15 protein-coding genes are annotated in these 16858 nt (G+C 72.9%); 10 read left to right on the top strand and 5 right to left on the bottom strand.

Annotation, left to right across the window (positions count from 1 at the left end):
• The first annotated feature begins 63 nt into the window (after positions 1 to 63).
• The 4 genes from ACZ7N4_RS01955 to ACZ7N4_RS01940 all read left to right on the top strand — a co-directional run bounded on the left by ACZ7N4_RS01955 (position 64) and on the right by ACZ7N4_RS01940 (position 4012).
• Positions 64 to 1623, top strand: coding sequence for an amino acid adenylation domain-containing protein (locus ACZ7N4_RS01955; RefSeq protein WP_471352715.1), 1560 nt, complete (start codon positions 64 to 66; stop codon positions 1621 to 1623).
• Positions 1624 to 1741: 118 nt separating this feature from the next.
• Entirely contained in the window at positions 1742 to 1963 is a 222-nt protein-coding gene (locus ACZ7N4_RS01950) for an MbtH family protein (RefSeq protein WP_189293990.1), read from the top strand.
• A gap of 42 nt (positions 1964 to 2005) precedes the next feature.
• Positions 2006 to 2944 (top strand): ATP-binding cassette domain-containing protein, encoded by a 939-nt coding sequence (locus tag ACZ7N4_RS01945; protein ID WP_471353139.1) that lies wholly within the window; start codon positions 2006 to 2008, stop codon positions 2942 to 2944.
• Positions 2945 to 2989: 45 nt separating this feature from the next.
• Positions 2990 to 4012 (top strand): ArsR/SmtB family transcription factor, encoded by a 1023-nt coding sequence (locus tag ACZ7N4_RS01940; protein WP_471352713.1) that lies wholly within the window; start codon positions 2990 to 2992, stop codon positions 4010 to 4012.
• A gap of 78 nt (positions 4013 to 4090) precedes the next feature.
• On the opposite strand, the gene ACZ7N4_RS01935 is transcribed toward ACZ7N4_RS01940, so the two are convergent.
• From ACZ7N4_RS01935 to ACZ7N4_RS01915, 5 genes are all read right to left on the bottom strand, one after another.
• Positions 4091 to 6622: an ABC transporter permease gene (locus ACZ7N4_RS01935; protein WP_471352711.1), complete on the bottom strand. Its 2532-nt coding sequence runs from the start codon at positions 6620 to 6622 to the stop codon at positions 4091 to 4093.
• Positions 6619 to 7416 (bottom strand): ABC transporter ATP-binding protein, encoded by a 798-nt coding sequence (locus tag ACZ7N4_RS01930; RefSeq protein WP_471352709.1) that lies wholly within the window; start codon positions 7414 to 7416, stop codon positions 6619 to 6621. The genes ACZ7N4_RS01935 and ACZ7N4_RS01930 overlap by 4 nt, the downstream gene beginning before the upstream one ends.
• A gap of 90 nt (positions 7417 to 7506) precedes the next feature.
• A complete protein-coding gene (locus tag ACZ7N4_RS01925; RefSeq protein WP_471352707.1) occupies positions 7507 to 8031 on the bottom strand; it encodes a flavin reductase family protein in 525 nt (174 codons plus the stop codon).
• A complete protein-coding gene (locus ACZ7N4_RS01920) occupies positions 8028 to 9320 on the bottom strand; it encodes a cation:proton antiporter (protein WP_471352705.1) in 1293 nt (430 codons plus the stop codon). Before ACZ7N4_RS01920 ends, ACZ7N4_RS01925 begins: the two co-directional genes overlap by 4 nt.
• 27 nt (positions 9321 to 9347) lie before the next feature.
• Entirely contained in the window at positions 9348 to 10898 is a 1551-nt protein-coding gene (locus ACZ7N4_RS01915) for a tryptophan halogenase family protein (protein WP_471352703.1), read from the bottom strand.
• Positions 10899 to 11201: 303 nt separating this feature from the next.
• Here ACZ7N4_RS01915 and ACZ7N4_RS01910 point away from each other — a divergent pair, with 303 nt between their 5' ends.
• The 6 genes from ACZ7N4_RS01910 (at position 11202) to fabG (ending at position 16830) form a co-directional block, all read left to right on the top strand.
• The gene (locus ACZ7N4_RS01910) at positions 11202 to 11987 is read left to right on the top strand and encodes an AfsR/SARP family transcriptional regulator (protein WP_471352701.1); all 786 of its coding nucleotides are present in this window, start codon (positions 11202 to 11204) and stop codon (positions 11985 to 11987) included.
• A 343-nt stretch (positions 11988 to 12330) separates the two neighbouring features.
• Complete coding sequence (locus tag ACZ7N4_RS01905) at positions 12331 to 13281, top strand: LysR family transcriptional regulator (RefSeq protein WP_471352699.1); 951 nt, start codon at positions 12331 to 12333, stop codon at positions 13279 to 13281.
• 78 nt (positions 13282 to 13359) lie between these two features.
• Positions 13360 to 13629 (top strand): acyl carrier protein, encoded by a 270-nt coding sequence (locus tag ACZ7N4_RS01900; RefSeq protein WP_471352697.1) that lies wholly within the window; start codon positions 13360 to 13362, stop codon positions 13627 to 13629.
• A 32-nt stretch (positions 13630 to 13661) separates the two neighbouring features.
• Positions 13662 to 14933, top strand: coding sequence for a beta-ketoacyl-[acyl-carrier-protein] synthase family protein (locus ACZ7N4_RS01895; protein ID WP_471352695.1), 1272 nt, complete (start codon positions 13662 to 13664; stop codon positions 14931 to 14933).
• Positions 14933 to 16021 (top strand): beta-ketoacyl synthase N-terminal-like domain-containing protein, encoded by a 1089-nt coding sequence (locus tag ACZ7N4_RS01890; RefSeq protein WP_471352693.1) that lies wholly within the window; start codon positions 14933 to 14935, stop codon positions 16019 to 16021. Before ACZ7N4_RS01895 ends, ACZ7N4_RS01890 begins: the two co-directional genes overlap by 1 nt.
• Before the next feature lie 62 nt (positions 16022 to 16083).
• Positions 16084 to 16830 (top strand): 3-oxoacyl-ACP reductase FabG, encoded by a 747-nt coding sequence (gene fabG / locus ACZ7N4_RS01885; RefSeq protein ID WP_471352690.1) that lies wholly within the window; start codon positions 16084 to 16086, stop codon positions 16828 to 16830.
• Positions 16831 to 16858: the final 28 nt, after the last annotated feature.

Here is a 16858-nt window from a genome sequence, read left to right as displayed (position 1 = left end):
CCCCCTCGTCGTCCGCCCCCGCCGTTCCCGCCCGTTCGTCCCGTCGCCGTCCCAGGAGCAGCCATGGCCCACGTCCCGCACCCCAGCTCTGTGTCCGGCGCGGTGCGCCCCGTCGCGGAGGCGTCCGTCGTCCACATGGTCCTCCGGCACGCGCGGACCCGGCCCGACGCCCTCGCGGTGCGCTCGGCCCGACAGCGGCTCACGTACCGGGAGTTGTGGCGCAGAGCCCTCGTCGTGGCGGCGGCCCTGGACGAGGCCGGGGTCGGGGCCGGGGACCGGGTGGCGCTCCTCGCCGGCCGTACCCCGGACACCGTGGTGGGCGCCCTCGCCGTGATGGTGCTCGGCGCGGCGTACGTGCCCATCGACCCCGAGCACCCGGGCGACCGTACCGCCGCCGTGCTCGCGGGAGCGGCCCCCGCCGCGCTGCTGCACTCCGGCCCCGGCGGGACCGAGGACCTGTCCGCGCCGGCGTCGATGCCGTACCTCGACATCGCCGCCCTGCCGGACGCCGACGCGCCCGATCTCGGGGGGAGCCTGCCGGGCCCCGAGGACATCGCGTACATCGTGTTCACCTCCGGTTCGACCGGTACGCCCAAGGGTGTCCGGGTGCCGCACGCCTCCCTCGCCAACTACGTCTCCTGGTGCGGCGACCTGGTCGGCTCCGAGGGCATGGGCAGCCCGCTGTTCGGCAGCCTCGGCTTCGACCTGGCGATGACCTCGCTGTGGGTGCCGCTCGCCCAGGGGCGCACCGTCGTGACCGTCGCCGGGCTGTGGGACCAGCGGACGCTGTTCGGCGAGCGCCCGGACGACCCGTACACCTTCGTGAAGATGACGCCCTCGCACGCCCGTTTCTTCGACGTCCTCGCCGAGCCGCCCCGCTACGACCGGGTGACACGGCTGCTGATGTTCGGGGGCGAGGGGCTCGACCCGGCGCTCATCGCCTCCCTGGGCGACCGCCTCGACGGGGTCCGCCTCGTCAACCACTACGGACCGACCGAGACCACCATCGGCTGCTGCGCGTTCCGCTTCGACCGTACGACGGTGCCCGCGACGCCCACCGTGCCGATCGGCCGGCCGGCCTGGAACACCCGGGCGTACGTCGTGGACGAGCAGCTGCGTCCGGTGCCGGCCGGCAGCCCCGGTGAACTGGTGATCGCCGGGCGGGCGGTCGCCGCCGGCTATCTCGACCCGAGGCGGTCGGGGAACCGGTTCATCGACGAGGCCGAGCTGGGCGGACCGGCCGGGCGTGCCTACCGCACCGGTGACGTGGTGGAGCTCCGCCCCGACGGCACGCTGCTCCACCTGGGGCGCGGGGACGACCAGTTGAAGGTCAACGGCCACCGGATCGAGCTCGGCGAACTCCGCCACCACGTGCTGTCCGTGCCGGGCGTCGCGGACGCCGCCTTCGACATCGTGCGCGGCCCCATCGACACGCTGGAGCTGTTCGTACGGCCCGTCTCGGCGGTCCCCGCCGGCGACCTGGCCGGCACGGTCCGCACCGCGCTCGCCTCGGTGCTGCCCTCGGCCCTGGTGCCCGAGGCCGTGCACACCGTGCCGGAGATCGTCGTGAACGCCAACGGCAAGTGCGACGTGGCGGCGACCCGCTCCCTCGTGCTCGGGTGAGTCCGCCCCGGCGGCCGTCAGCGACTGGTCAGTGATCCGTCAGCGCGGGTCGGGATCCTGGAGATGCCCGGACGACACGAACGGGCGATCGAATCGGACACGACCTGGAGCGTGCGACGTGGCGAACCCCTTTGACGACCCGGACGGAACCTTCCTGGTGCTGGTCAACGACGAGGGCCAGCACTCCCTGTGGCCGGCCTTCGCGGAGCGCCCCGCCGGCTGGACGGTGGCCCTGGACGAGACCTCCCGCGACAAGGCGCTCGCGTACGTGGAGGAGCACTGGACCGACCTGCGCCCGCGCAGCCTGCGCGGCCCGTCCGCCGACGCCCCGGCCGCCTGACGGATCCGGCCGGGTCGGGGCGAGGGAGCGGCGGTGACAGCGGTGGAATGGGCGATCGAGGCCGAGGGCCTGTACAAGCGGTACGACCGGCGGCACGTGTCCGGCGGAGTCGATCTGGCGGTGGCCCCGGGCACCGTGCTCGGCCTGCTCGGCCCGAACGGGGCGGGCAAGACGACCACCGTCAGGATGCTCTCGACCCTGCTCGCACCCGACGGCGGCCGGGCCCGGGTGGCCGGGTACGACGTGGTGCGCGAGCCGGCCGAGGTGCGGCGGCGCATCGGGCTGGCCGGGCAGTACGCCGCGGTGGACGACATGCTCACCGGGCGGGAGAACCTCGCCCTCATCGGCACCCTGAACCATCTGGGACGCCGGGCCGCGCGCGCCCGGGCGGCCGAGCTGCTCGACCGGTTCGAGCTGACCGCCGCCGCCGACCGCCCGGCGCGCACCTACTCGGGCGGCATGCGGCGCCGCCTCGACCTGGCCGCCTGCCTGGTGGCCACTCCGTCGGTCCTCTTCCTCGACGAGCCGACCACGGGCCTCGATCCGGTCAGCCGCTCCCAACTGTGGGACGCGGTGCGTGAGTTGGTGGCCGACGGGGTCACCGTGCTGCTGACCACCCAGTACCTGGAGGAGGCCGACGTCCTCGCCGACCGGATCGCGGTCATCGACACCGGCCGTGTCATCGCCGAGGGCACCCCCGAGGAGCTCAAGCGCAAGGCGGGGGAGGAGCGTCTCGAGGTGTCCCTCACCCGGCCGGAGAGCGTGGCCCGGGCCGCCGAGGCGCTGCGCCGGGTCGCCCCCGGTGAGCCCTCCGTGGACGCCGAGGACGGCACCGTGTCGATCGTGCTGAGCGACGGCATGGAGAGCATCGAGGCCGCCGCGGCCGCGCTGCGGCAGGCGGACGTCACCGTCGCCGACTTCGCCCTGCGCAGGCCCACTCTGGACGACGTGTTCGTCTCTCTCACCGGCAAGTCGGTCTAGCCGTACGGCGACCGACGCCAGCAGCACATCCACGGGGGCTTTCCTATGCAACGCATCCACTTCACCCCTGCCGATTTCGCCCGGGTCCGGCTGCGCACGAGTGCCGGCCCGGTCGTGGAGAGCGCCTTCGCGTACGGGCTGCTCGGGCGCGGCGTCAGCGCGCCGTTCGCCCGCTGGCGCAGCCAGGTCGGGGAGCGGCTCATCCAGTGGCCGCTGCCGCTGAGCGGCGGCAGCGCCGCGCCCGGCCTCGACGGACTGCTCGACCTCATCGAGCGCAGCGCCCGCAGCGTCAGCGCCGAGGCCCCCGCCGCCCGGGCGGCGTCCGGGCCGCTCCTCCATCCGGCGGCCGGCGACCTGTCCCTGGTGTGGCGGGCCGCCGTGGCCCCGTACTGGGAGCAGCTGCTGCACTACCTGGAGGCGGAGTGCGAGGCCCGTGGCCGCGTGCTGATGGCCGGCGGGGTCGAGCTGCTCCTGGCCACCCTCCACTCGAAGATCACATGGCGGGCCCCGGTACTGGAGATCGCGGACGGCCCGGACGAGGACATCAGCCTGGGCGGCCGGGGCCTGGTCCTCACGCCGTCCGTGTTCCTGGCCCACCGGCCGGGCCGGATCACCCGCCGCCGCGCCGAGAACGGCCCGGTGGTGCTCGCGTTCGCCGCGCCGCCCGACACCCACCAGGCCGCCGGGCTGTGGGACGAACCCGACGACAGCGGGCAGTCGCTCGGCGCGCTCGTCGGACAGACGCGGGCCGCCGCGCTGCACGCCCTGCGCAGCAGCTGTACGACCAGTCAGCTCGCCGACCGGCTCGGCATCTCGGCGGCGGGCGCCAGCCAGCACACCGCGGTGCTGCGCCGGGCCGGCCTCATCACGACCCGCCGCATCCGCAACATGGTGCTGCACACCCTGACCCCGCTCGGCGTGGCCCTCCTCAAGGGCATGTCCCCGCGCCCGGCGGCCCCCACCGCCGTACGCGCCCCGGCCCGCCGCCGTCCGGCGGGCGCGGTGGTACGGCACCGGGACCCGCACCCGGTGGTCGACCTGACGGCACGCACGACGCCGGCGGCCTGAGGCCCCCCGGCCCGCCGAACAGTGGCGCCCGGCACGGAGATCCGTGCCGGGCGCCACTGTCGTGCGGAGGGCGGCAGGTCACTCCTTGATGCCCGCCATGTCCCCGGGCCGGCCCCGCAGCACCGCCCCCGCCGCCAGCAGGGTCGTCGCCAGGGTCAGCGCCGCCGCCCCGGCCAGCACCACGACGAGGATCCACGGGGAGCCGCCCGGCAGCGCGGTGCCGAGAACACTCATGCTCAGCGGCACCAGCGTGGCCACGGCGACCAGGAGGCCGAGGACGATGCCGGCCAGCGCCACCAGGGACGCCTCCACCGTCATCATCTGCAGGACCTGCCGGCGGGTGGCCCCGACGAGCCGCTGGAGCATGAACTCCTTGCGGCGCTCGGTCGTCGCGAGGACCTGCGTGTTGATCAGGGCGAGCGTCGCGTAGCCGACGACGACACCGAGGACCAGGTACGCCATCCACGCCTGCGTGTCGTCCGCCTTCGCCCGCGCCGCGGTCAGCACCTCCGTCCCGCTCACCCGCAGACCGGGCTGCCGCCCGGCCAGCTTCGACAGGTTCCGGGTCAGCTGGGCCGGGGTCGTGCCGGCGGCGGCGCGCACCATGATCTGCGGGACGAGCCCGCCGTCGGTGTGCCCCAGGAGCAGCGACGCGGGGACGAGCGCGGTCTCGTACCCGCGCCGACCGTCGACGGTGGCGACCAGCTTCAGCTTGACCTGCGTACCGTCACCGAGGCGCAGGGGCACCATGTCACCCAGCGCGCGGCCCTCGGCGTAGCGGGCGGGGAGGGCGACGGAGTGGCCGTCCAGGGCGGCGAGGCTGCCGCTCACGGCGCGGTACGCCGTCGTACGGTCCAGGCCCTGGGGCGTGACGCCCTGCATCGACAGCTCGGTGGGCTGCGGCCCCTTGTCCTCGCCGTCGGCGGGCCGCATCGGCCGGTCCGGCTCGATGTACCCGGTCGTGGGGATCTGCGCGGACGCCGCCGCCACCCCCGGCTGCCTGCGGACGGTGTCGACGAGGCCGAGCGGCAGTCCGCCGGAGGCCGACGTCACGACGACGTCCGCGCGCAGGTTGTCGTCGAACGCCTTCTGGGCGCCCTCGGACTGGGTCGTCTGCATGTACATCAGGCCGATGGCCAGGCCGCTCGCCAGCATGACCGGCATCACGGCGGAGGCGAGCCGGGCGGTGCGCGCCCGCGCGTTGTGCGCGGCCAGCTCGCCGGCGAGTCCGGACACCTTGCCGACGGGACGGCGCAGCACGGCCACGATGCCGCGGACGACGACGGGACCGAGCAGACCGAACGCCGCCGCCCACACCATCGCCGCCGGAGTGGCGACACCGGCCGCGTCGGGTCCCGCCGCACGCGAGGTGCCCCAGGCGAGGGCGGCACCCCCGACCAGGCACAGCAGCCCGACGACCAGCCGGAACGCGCTGAACCACCGGCGCTGCAGCGTGGCCTCGGCCAGCGCTTCGGTCGGCCGGGTCCGTGCCGCGGACTGCGCCGCGATGTACGCCGAACCGACCGCGGTGAGCAGGGCCGTACCGACACCCGCGATCACCGGGACGGATCCGGCCCGGTACGCGATCGCGTCGGGTACGACGCCCGCGTCCGCGAACGCGTCCAGGAGCCAGTGCCCGAACCGGGGTCCCGGGACGACCGCGAGCCCGGTGGCGACGATCGCGAGGACGAGGGTCTCGCCGAGGATGAGCCGGCGCAGCTGCCCCGGCGTGGAACCGATCGTGCGCAGCAGGGCCATCTCGCGCTGCCGCTGCTGGATGGAGAGACCGAGTGTGCTCGCCACCACGAAGATCGTGACCATCGCCGACAGGCCGCCGAACGCGGCGGCGAGCGGGATCAGGTCGCTGCCGTCGGACACCACGTCCGGGTTCTCGGCGCGGCCGCGGTCGTCACCGGTCAGCACGCTGACCGGGGCGTCCCCGACGAGGTCGCGGACGGCGGAGGCGACTTCGCGCGGGTCGGCGCCGGCGGCCGGGAAGACGCCGATGGTGTCGGCCTTGCCGACGAGGTCCGCGACCGTGGCGGCCTCGGCGTCCTTGAGGAAGACGTCCGCGCCGTCGTCGGGGCCGGCGGCCAGGCCCGCGACCCGGTAGTCGTGCTCGGTGCCGTGGACGAGGAGCCGGATCCGTTCGCCGGTCCGCACGCCCGCGCGCTCGGCGAGCGCCTCGCCGAGGACGATCTGGCCGTCCGCGGTGGGTGCCGTTCCGTCGGTGAGCCGGTAGGGGGAGAGCTTCGCGGAGGACCAGCCGTGGCCGGTGACCGCGCCGCCCCGGGTGAGCGCCGCCGGGAACGAGATGTCCTGGACCGCCGACCCGACGCCGGGGACCTTCGCGATCCGGCCCGCCAGCGCGGCGTCCATGCGCAGCCGCTCGGGGAAGACCAGCTCCTGCCGCGTGTGCCGGTAGTTCTGGTCGCCGGTGACGACGACCGGTGCGGCGGCCAGCCGGTGCGGCGGCGCCGCGTTGTGGATGCCGGTCTCCAGGAGCCCGCCGGACCCGATGACGATGACGGCACCGGCGAACAGCGCCAGGAACGAGGCGAGGAACCCGCCCTTGTGGAAACGCAGGGTGCGCAGCGCGATCCTGATCACCGGCGCGCCTCCCGCCCGGTGTGCCGGATCGCGACCGGGTCGCCCCACGTGCCCAGCTTCTGCATCTGCTCGGTGATCTGGTCCACGGTCGGCCGCTCCAGCGCGCCGATGAGCCGGCCGTCGGCGAGGAAGACGACCCGGTCCGCGTACGCGGCGGCCACCGGGTCGTGCGTGACCATCACGATGGTCTGGCCGACGACGTCCACCGACTGCCGCAGCAGGGTGAGGACCTCGGCGGCGGTACGGGTGTCCAGGGCGCCCGTCGGCTCGTCACCGAAGATCACCGCGGGGTTCGTGACGAGCGCCCGCGCGAGGGCGACGCGCTGCTGCTGGCCGCCGGACAGCTCACCGGGCCGGCTGTGCCGCTTGCCGGACAGCCCGACCTGCTCCAGGACCTGGTCGACCACGGCCCTCTTCGGGCGCGTGCCCGCGAGCCGCAGCGGAAGCGTCACGTTGTCCACCACGTTCAGCGCCGGCAGCAGGTTGAACGCCTGGAAGACGAAACCGATGCGCTCGCGGCGGAACTTGGTCAGGGCCTTCTCGCGGAGCGTGCCGATGTCCACCCCGTCCAGGTGCACGGAGCCGGAGGAGGGCCGGTCGAGGCCGGCCGCGCAGTGCAGGAACGTCGATTTGCCCGAGCCGGAGGGGCCCATGACGGCGGTGAACGTACCCCTCTCCAGGCTGATGCTGACGTTGTCGAGTGCTGTCACCCGGTTCTTCGATCCGCCGTAGAGTCTGCTGACGGAGTCGAGCCGGACGACCGGCTGGGCAGGCGGGTCCTGTGTCCCGATCATGGGCTGTCCTTTGGCCGTGGAAAAGGGGGGTGGCTGGGGTCGGGGGCGCGGGGCGCGCCACCGCGGCGGTGACGCGCCCCGCACCCGTGGTCAGGTGGTGGCGGGCCAGGCGGCGAACCGCCGCAGCCCGTACAGGAGCGGGGGCCGCCCGCTCGGCCGGCGGACGTCCCGCACCCGTCCGTAGACCGTCACGTGGTCGCCCATCCGCTGGGTCAGGGCCACGGTGCAGTCCGCGATCGTGTGCGCGTCCCGGGGGAGATGCGGTCCCGCGCCGTCGGCGGTCCGCTCCCAGGGGGTGACCCGGAAACGCTCGGGATCCCCGGAGGCGAACAGCTCGGCGACGCCCTGGGCGTCCTCGTGCAGCAGGTTCACGGTGAACTCGCCCGAGGCGAGGACGGCCTGGAGCGTGGGGCTGCCGTCCCGGAGGCACACCAGGAGGGTCGGCGGGTCGAGTGCGACGCTGCACACCGACGAGCACGTCATCCCCCACGGGGTGCCGTCGAGGTCCTCCGCGGCGATCACGGCGACCCCGGTGGGGAAGCCGCTCATCATCGAGCGGAAGTCGTCGCACAGGGCGGCCGGGGCCGCTGTCGTCCGGATGGTGGACTCGGTCATCGGGCACTGCTTTCTGTCGCCGCGGCGACCAGTTCGACGGCGGGAGCAGGCTCGGGGGTGCTCGTGCCGCGGTCGAGGAGACCGAGCAGCGGGCCCGTCGCGGCGGTGGTGGTCACCGCCATCAGGGTCAGTGCGAGCACCAGGGGCGCGGTGAGGATTCCCGCGCTCAACCCGGCCTGGAGCACGATCAGTTCGGTGAGTCCGCGCGCGTTCATCAGCACCGCGATCCGGCGGGAGTCCCCGCGCGGCCGCCCGCCCAGACGCGCGCCCAGGTAGCCGCCGATCCCCTTGCCCGCCGAGGCGAGCACGACGGTCACCGCGATCAGGGCCCACGGAACCCGCGAGAACGCCTCGTCGAGGACGGTGATTCCGGTGACGACGAAGAACGCGGGGACGAGCGCCCGCCCGGTCCGGGCCAGCCGGGCGACGGCCGGCTCCCACGGGCTGTCGTCACCCGCCGGTATCGCGAAGCCCACCAGGGCGGCACCGAGGATCGCCGTCATGCCGAGGTGCTCCACGGTCAGGGCCACGGCCAGAGCCACCGCGCCGAGCACCACCGCGGCCGTCCGCGGCCGGCGGGCACAGGCCCGCCCCGCCACCGGCACGCGGACGCCGTACCGCACGGCGAGCGCGCCCGCCGCACCGACGCCCAGGGCGAGCACCGAGTGCAGCAAGCCCGTCGCGTTCCCGGAGCCCAGGCCGATCGCCAGCATGCACAGCAGCCAGCCCACGGAGTCGATCGCGACGGCCGCCGCCAGCGCGAGCCGGCCGGCCGGCGTGGCGCTCAGGCCGCGGTCGGCCAGGATCCGGGCCAGTACCGGCACGGCCGTGATGGACATCGTGACGGCCACCATCAGCACGAACGCGGGCAGCGGAGCGTCCCCGCGCACCGCCGGGTCGTCCTGGAGCAGGACGAAACCGGCGAGCAGGGTGCCCGCGACGAGGGGCGGGACCAGCGCTCCGGCCGCCACCCAGGAGGTGGAGCGCCGGTCGACGCCGGAACCGGCCCGCAGTTCGTGGGCGAGCCCGACGAGGAACAGCACCAGCCCGGCCTTGGCGATCACCGTGAGCGCGTCGAGGACGGACCCGGGCAGCACCGCGTCGAACGTGTCCCGACCGAGCAGGTGGAGCACGGCGGGTCCGGCGAGAAGACCCACCACGATCTCACCGATCACCTCGGGCTGACGCAGCCGCCGCGCCGCCGCCCGGCCCGCGCGGGCGAGCAGCAGAACCACGGCGAGCAGCGCCACCAGGTGCCCGGTCCGACCCAGGAGGTGGAGGAAGTCCATCGCGCAGGACCTTTCGGGCGTGGGCGGTCAGTGCTGCGCGGCGAAGTAGTCGTACGCCTTCGGCAGCGTCTCGGTCAGGCGGCGCGTCTTGTCGCGGATCGCTGCGAACTCCCGTTCCGCCGCGCTCGGGTCGGCGAGGGCGAGGGCCGGGGAGGCCTGCACCTCGATGCCGCCCATGCCGAGCAGGACGCAGTGGTAGGAGTACGCCGGCAGGCCGTGGTAGTAGGGGAAGATGGTCTCCGAGTCGGGGAGCTGGGTCTTCCACTTCTCGATGCGGGCCGCCAGCTCGTCCGGCACGCGGCGGGTCTTCGCGTCGCGCCAGTACTGCGTGTCGTTGCGCTTGGCGGAGACGTAGTGCAGGACGAGGAACTCCCGTATGCCGTCCATGACATGGGCGACCGAGTCGTTGTACAGCTGCCGCTGGACCGGGTTCCAGGACTCGTCGGGGAAGTTCTTGGCGAGCTGCTCGATGGCGTGGTGGATGAAGAAGATGCCGGTGGACTCCAGGGGCTCCACGAAGCCGCTGGACAGGCCGATCGCGACGCAGTTGTTGACCCAGGAGTTCTCGCTGCGGCCGATGCGCATCTTGATGTGGTTGGCCTCGACGTCCGCCGCGGCCGGGCCCACGAACTCGCGCAGCGTACGCTCGGCCTCCTCCGGGGACAGGTAGTCCTTGGCGTAGACGTAGCCGGTGCCGACCCGGCCCATCAGCGGGATCGTCCAGATCCAGCCGGCCTCCTGGGCGGTGGCCGTGGTGCACGGCAGGATGCCGCGGGCCTGCATGTCCATCGGGACCTGAAGCGCCACCGCGCTGTCGTTGGGCAGGGTGTCCGCGTAGGAGATGAACGGCGTCTCCAGCGCCTGGTTCAGCAGCAGTCCGCGGAACCCGGTGCAGTCCACGAACACGTCGCCCTCGATGTCACCGTGCTCGGCCGTGGTGACGTTGGAGATCCAGCCGCGCTCGTCGAGGTTGACCTTCTTCACGTCGTCCGTGATGTGCTTCACGCCGCGCTCGACCGCGTACTTCGTCAGGTACTTGGCGAGCAGCGCCGCCTCGAACTGGTAGGCGTAGGGGAACTGCGTCTTGCCCTGGTGCTCGGACATCGTCAGGCCCTGCATCTCGTCCGCGCCCTCGTCGAAGGGCTGGTCGATCAGCGTGCCGTCCAGGTGGCGCGGGCTGAGCCCGGCGTCGATGACGGAGGGCATGACGAAGATGTCCTTGTCGAACCGGTCCGTCGGGCGCGTCTTCAGCCACCAGTCCGCCAGCGGGAAGCCGTTGACCGACCGCATCTGCTCGAACGGGTGGTAGAAGTAGTGGCCCTCCTCGCGCCAGTTCTCGAACCGGACCGCCAGCTTGTACGTCGCGTTGCAGGCCGGCATCCAGTCCTTCTCCTTGAGCCCGAGGAACTCGAAGAAGTGCCGGATGTCACTGAACGTCGCCTCGCCGACGCCGACCGCGCCGACATTGCCGGACTCCACCAGCGTGATGTCGATGCGGTCGCCGAAGGCGGCCTTGAAGTACGAGGCCGTCATCCAGCCCGCTGTTCCGCCGCCGACAATGACCAGTCTGTTGAGCATGGGGTGACTCCTGTTCGTTGACCGACTTCCGGACATGGCAGGAGCCTAGGAATCGGCGCCGGGGCACAACAGGTCGTTAAGCCACGGCTGAAAAACGCATGGTGCATCGGTTCGTTGGCCGGAATCCGGTCGGCGTCAGCGAACCGTCAGCCTCATTCGGCATTATGCCCGCGTGGCGTGCGCCCCAGCAAGGGGCCCCCATACCATGCGGACGTTCGCGGACGACGCGGATGGTATTTCCCCTGACCGGTGGACCCGGGCGATATTTGGGCCTCAAACCAACGAGTTACGGGGGCGTCGCTCATGGACATACAGGTTCTCGGTTCGGTTTCCGTGCGGTACGGCAATCGACAGCACGCGGTGGGGTCGAAGCGGCTGACGGCGATTCTCGCCCTGCTCGCGCTCTCCCCGGGACGCACGATCCCGGCGGACCAGTTGGAGGACGAGCTGTGGGCGGGCCGCACGCTCGCCAACGCTCGCAACGCGCTGCAGGCGAGCGTCGGCCGGCTGCGCAGGTACCTGGAGTCGATCACCGGCCGGCGCGGCGACGAGCTGATCCGCACCGTGGGCGGGGGCTACCAGCTCGGTGTCCCCGCCGACCGGGTGGACGCCCACCGCTTCCGGGAGCTGGCGCGCAGCGGCGCCGACCTGGTGGCGAGCGACCCGACGCTGGCCGCGGTCGCGCTGGAGGAGGCCCTGTCCCTGTGGCGCGGTCTCGCCCTGACGGACGCCCACGACGGCCTGCGGGTGCGGATCGCCGCGGCCGATCTGGAGGAACGGCGCATCACCGTGTACGAGGACCTGACCACGGCGCGGCTCGCGGTGGACCCGCACCGCATCTCGCTGCCGGAACTGCGCGGGACGGCCGCCGAGCATCCCGAACGGGAGCGGCTCACCGAACTGCTGATGCTGGCGCTCTACCACGGGGGGCGGCAGGCCGAGGCCCTCGACGTGTTCCACCGTGCCCGCCGCAGACTCGCCGACGAAATGGGTCTGGAACCGGGCCGCGCACTGCACCGCGCCTATCAGGCGATTCTGCAGCAGGACGACGTGCTCGGCGAACCGCGGCAGGTCCTCGCACACCGCTAGGGAATGACGGCTGAACAGCTGGAGGGCTGTTGAGGAACGGCCGCGGAAGCGACCGGCAAAGAACTGGCGGTTCACTGAAGTAACGCTGAAGAAGCGCTGAATAACCGCTGAAAAAGCACTGACGGATCACTGAATAAGGCCTGAATAAGGTCTGAATAATGTCTGAGCACATACTGAGGCCGGACTGGGGCAGTACGGGAAAACCTCAAGAGGAGGGTTGTCGTCCGTCGCCGCGCGGTTACCGTGGAACGGCAGTGGAAACTCCGTCCGCCCGGGACCTGATCATCCGGTCAGGTCCCGGACGGGCGGATTCCGTTTGCCTGCTCCGAAACCGAGGCGGCTCATGGACATCGAATTGAGGCATGCGCGGATCGTCGTCACGATAAGTGAAGCCGGAAGCATCTCCCGCGGCGCGAACGAACTCAGCCTTCCCCAGCCGAGCCTCACCGCCCAGCTCCGACGCATCGAACGGGCTCTCGGCGGTGAACTCTTCGAGCGCTCCCGCAGCGGGGTCACACCGACCCCGCTGGGCGAGCGGCTCATCCCGCTGCTCGGCGACCTCGTACGACGGGCCGACGAGATCAACGCCCAGGCCGGCCGTGCCGGCGCCGGCCACCTGCGCCTGGGCAACACCGAATGGACCCCGCCCACCCTCGGCGACGCCCTGCAGAGCGTGCTGCCCGGCACCGCCGTGCTGACCGAGACCCTCTCGCCCGACGCCGCGGTCGCGGGCGTGCGCCGCGGCACGCTCTCCGTGGCCCTGGTACCGGGCCCCGCCCGGCTGTCCGCCCCCGCTCCCGACCCGGCCGAACCCGCCCTCGGCAGCGTGACGGTGGTGCGCGAACCCGTCTGGCTCGCCCTGCCCGCGGACGAGGGGCGCGCCGAGGACACCTGGGTACGCTACTCGCGGGAACACTGGCTGCACACCGTCGAGGAACGGCTGCTCACCGGACTCGGCCGGCCCGGTTCCGCCCGCGTGCTGCACCACGTCAGCACCCAGCGCGAGGCGATGACCTGGGTGGCCGGCAGCGGGGCCGCGGCCCTGGCCACGCCCTCCGGGGCCACCCCCGACGTACGGCTGACCCCGCTGGCCGACACCGAGCTGGTCGAGATGCAGCTGGTGTGGCGGCGCGGCGCGGTCACCGAGGAGACCGTACGCCGGCTCGTGCACGCGGTCCGCGACTACTACTGCGGCTACGCCCGCACGATCCCCGGATACTGGCGCTGGCTCGTCGAGCACCGCGCCGAACTCCCCGAACTCCAGTCTTTCCTCACCGGTTCCGCCGCCTCCTGAGACCTTGGGGCAGAGCCTGGCGGTACGTGTCAGCGACTCGTCAGTGAACGGTCAGCGGCATCGGCCAGCATCGTTGACATGACGACAACACACGAGCTGAACACCGAGGACCGCGCCAGGATCAAGGGCATCATCTGCGACATCCTGGAGATCGAGCCGGAGGACATGACCGACACCAGCCGCTTCAAGGAGGACCACGAGGCGGACTCGATGGGCGCCATCGAGATCCTCTCCCAGCTGGAGCGGGCCTTCGGCACCGACATCGACCAGGCCGAGCTGTCCCGCATGGTCAACCTGGACGGCGTCGTGACCGTGGTCGGCGAGGCCGTCGCCGCACGGGCCAACTAGCCACCCCCGCCCCACGGATGCGACGGGAGCGCATGGTGTACGACGACGAGCAGCAGCCACGCCGAGTGGTCATCACCGGACTCGGCACGGTCACCAGCATCGGGCTCGGAGCCCCGGCCTTCCTGGACGGACTGAAGTCCGGCCGCAGCGGGGTCAAGCCCATCACGGCCTTCGACACGACCGGCTTCGCGCACGCCAACGCCTGCGAGGTGGCCGACTTCGTGCCGGGCGACTGGATCCACCACGTCGACCCCCAGGAGCTGGGCCGGGCCACCCAGTTCTCCGTCGCCGCGGCCAACATGGCCGTCGCCGACGCCGGACTGACCGCGCAGGACCTGCGCGAGCGCAGGGTGCTGGTCTCGGTCGGCACCACCGACGCCGAGTCGCGCGACCTCGACACCCTGGTCGGCACCCAACTCACGGAAGGACCGGAGCGGTTGTCGCCCGGCGTGGCCCGCCGGGCGCAGGCCGGACGACTGTCCAGCGGCATCGTCAGGGAACTCGGCCTGGTCGATGTCGAGGCCCTCACCATCCCGACCGCCTGCGCGGCCGGCAACTACGCGATCGGCAGCGGCTTCGACGCCATCCGGCACGGCGAGGTGGAGGCCGCGCTGTGCGGCGGCGCCGACGCCGTCTGCCGCAAGACCTTCACCGGCTTCTACCGCCTGGGCACCATCGCCCCGGAGGTCTGCCAGCCCTTCGACATCGACCGCAAGGGCATCCTCACCGGCGAGGGCGCGGGCATCCTCCTCCTCGAAAGCCTGGAGTCCGCCCTCGCCCGCGGGGCACGGATCTACGCCGAGGTGCTCGGCTACGGCCTGAACTGCGACGCCCACCACCCGGTCGCCCCCGACCAGGACAGCCTCGCCCGGTGCATGGAGGTCGCCCACCGCAACGCCGGCGTGGCGCAGGAGGACATCGACTTCATCTCCGCGCACGGCACCGGCACCCGGGCCAACGACGTGACGGAGGCCGGAGCCATCCGGCAGGTCTTCGACACCCCGCCGCCCACCGTCTCCATCAAGTCGATGATCGGCCACTCCATGGGGGCGGCCAGCGCCCTCGCCGCGGCGGCCTGCGCCCTCGCCCTCACCGAGGGCTTCATCCCGCCGACGGTCAACCACCGCGAGACGGACCCGGAGTGCGGCCTGGACTGCGTGCCGAACGAGGCCCGCCCCGCCGAGCTGAACGTCGTGCAGAACAACGCGCTCGCCTTCGCGGGCAACAACGCCGTGCTGATCCTCGGCCGGATGAACCGCACACGGCGCACCGACCGCCCGGAGCCCCTGAAGGAGGCCGTGTGATGCCGTCGTCCCTCGTCATCTCCGCCTGGTCGGCGATCTCCCCCTACGGCGTGGGCAACGCCCCGCTGCGGGAGGGGCTCGCCGAGGGGCGCGACGCGATCGCCGCCCTCGACCACGACAGCTACCCCGTGCCCTTCGAACGGGCCGCCCTGGTACCCGACTTCACCGCAGCCAAGTACGTCGGCAAGAAGGGCACCCGGACCATGGACCGGGTGACCGCGCTCGCCGTCACCGCGGTCGGCGGACTCGTCGGCGCCATCGCCGGAGAACTCGAGGGCCGCCCCGAGCAGACCGCCCTGGTCCTCGGCACCGGCTCCGGCAGCGTCCAGAGCATCATGGACTTCACCAAGGACTCGCTGTCCGGGGAGCGCCCGTACCACGTGGAGCCCGCCCGCTTCCCGAACACCGTGATGAACCGGGCCGCCGGGCAGAGCGCCATCTGGCACCGGATCAAGGGCCCCAACACCACGGTCGCGGGCGGCGCGCTGACCGGTCTGCTCGCCCTCGGCTACGCGCTGCGCCTGCACCGCGGCGGCCACTGCGCCCGGGTGCTGTGCGGGGCCGCCGAGGAGTTCTCCACCCAGCGCGCCTGGCTGGAGTGGCACGGGCGGGCCGAGGAGGAGCGGCGGACCCCGCTTGGCGAGGGCGCGGCCGTGTTCCTGGTCGAGCCGGCCGAGGACGCCACCGCGGCCGGCCGTACCGTCCTGGCCCGGATCGCCGGCACCCGCTTCCGCGCCTACCAGGGACCCGACGGCATCCGCGACGCCCTCACCGCCTGCGTCCGCAGCACCCTGGACGCGGCGGGCGTGGCGCCCGGCTCCGTACGGTTCGTGGCCCCGCTCGGCGGCGGCGGGAAGCCGGCCGCCGAGGAGGAGCAGGCCGTCACCGACGCCCTGCCCGGCGCCGACCCCGCCTGGATCCGGCTGCGCGAGCACCTCGGCGACACCTCCGCCGCGGCCACGGCGCTCCAGCTGGCCGCCGTCCTCGCCGCCGCCGGCGAGCAGGGCCTCGGCCCCGGCGAGGCGGCCCTGGTGACCGGCGTCGAGCCGGACGGCCAGGTCGGCTGCGCCGTCTTCACCGGCGTGTGAGCCACGCGGACCGGCCGCCCAAGCGGCCGACACCCACCCCAGAGCCCTCAGGAGAGACCAGCATGTCCGCAACCGACCGGCCCGTCGCCCTCGTCAGCGGCGGCTCGCGCGGTATCGGCCGCCACGTGGTGACCCGGCTCGCCCGCGACGGCTACGACGTGGCGTTCTGCTTCCAGTCCAACAAGGAGGCCGCCGACGCCGTCGCCGAGGAGGCGACCGCAGAGGGCGCCCGGGTGTACGCCGCGCGCACCGACGTCGCCGACCACGACGCCGTACACGACTTCGTCAAGGCCGCCCAGCGCGCACTCGGCCCGCTGGCCACCGTGGTGTCCTGCGCGGGCATCGTGCGGGACAACCCGCTGGTCATGCTCGCGCCGGCCGACTGGGACGCCGTACTGCGGGTCAACCTGGACGGCACCTACAACCTCTGCAAGGCCGGCGTGTTCGCCATGATGAAGCGCAGGTCCGGCTCGGTGATCACACTGTCCTCGGTGGCCGGCGTCTACGGCAACGCCACCCAGGCCAACTACTCGGCGACCAAGGCCGGGATCATCGGCTTCACCAAGGCACTCGCCAAGGAGTCCGGCCGCTACGGCATCCGCGCCAACGCGGTGGCGCCCGGCTTCATCGACACCGACATGCTCTCCGGCCTCGCCGACGACCACGTCAGGAAGATGACCGAGCGGATCCCGCTCGGCCGCCTCGGCCGCCCCGAGGAGGTCGCCGACCTGGTGGCCTTCCTCGCGTCCGACCGCGCCTCGTACATCACAGGACAGGTATTCGGAGTCGACGGCGGCCTCGTCGTCTGACCGGAAAGTCGTCTGACCGGAAAGGGGC

It is taken from the genome of Streptomyces sp. NPDC107654 (assembly GCF_055639035.1).
The sequence above is the reverse complement of the archived record's forward strand: the minus strand, read 5'-3'. Positions and strand labels throughout refer to the sequence as shown.

Bases quoted from the DNA above. Each gene is read 5' to 3' on its own strand.
- ACZ7N4_RS01955 (WP_471352715.1), top strand. From the start codon at position 64: ATGGCCCACGTCCCGCACCCCAGCTCTGTGTCCGGCGCGGTGCGCCCC.
- ACZ7N4_RS01940 (WP_471352713.1), top strand. From the start codon at position 2,990: ATGCAACGCATCCACTTCACCCCTGCCGATTTCGCCCGGGTCCGGCTG.
- ACZ7N4_RS01930 (WP_471352709.1), bottom strand. From the start codon at position 7,416: ATGATCGGGACACAGGACCCGCCTGCCCAGCCGGTCGTCCGGCTCGAC.
- ACZ7N4_RS01925 (WP_471352707.1), bottom strand. From the start codon at position 8,031: ATGACCGAGTCCACCATCCGGACGACAGCGGCCCCGGCCGCCCTGTGC.
- ACZ7N4_RS01920 (WP_471352705.1), bottom strand. From the start codon at position 9,320: ATGGACTTCCTCCACCTCCTGGGTCGGACCGGGCACCTGGTGGCGCTG.
- ACZ7N4_RS01915 (WP_471352703.1), bottom strand. From the start codon at position 10,898: ATGCTCAACAGACTGGTCATTGTCGGCGGCGGAACAGCGGGCTGGATG.
- ACZ7N4_RS01910 (WP_471352701.1), top strand. From the start codon at position 11,202: ATGGACATACAGGTTCTCGGTTCGGTTTCCGTGCGGTACGGCAATCGA.
- ACZ7N4_RS01905 (WP_471352699.1), top strand. From the start codon at position 12,331: ATGGACATCGAATTGAGGCATGCGCGGATCGTCGTCACGATAAGTGAA.
- ACZ7N4_RS01900 (WP_471352697.1), top strand. From the start codon at position 13,360: ATGACGACAACACACGAGCTGAACACCGAGGACCGCGCCAGGATCAAG.
- ACZ7N4_RS01895 (WP_471352695.1), top strand. From the start codon at position 13,662: ATGGTGTACGACGACGAGCAGCAGCCACGCCGAGTGGTCATCACCGGA.
- ACZ7N4_RS01890 (WP_471352693.1), top strand. From the start codon at position 14,933: ATGCCGTCGTCCCTCGTCATCTCCGCCTGGTCGGCGATCTCCCCCTAC.
- fabG (WP_471352690.1), top strand. From the start codon at position 16,084: ATGTCCGCAACCGACCGGCCCGTCGCCCTCGTCAGCGGCGGCTCGCGC.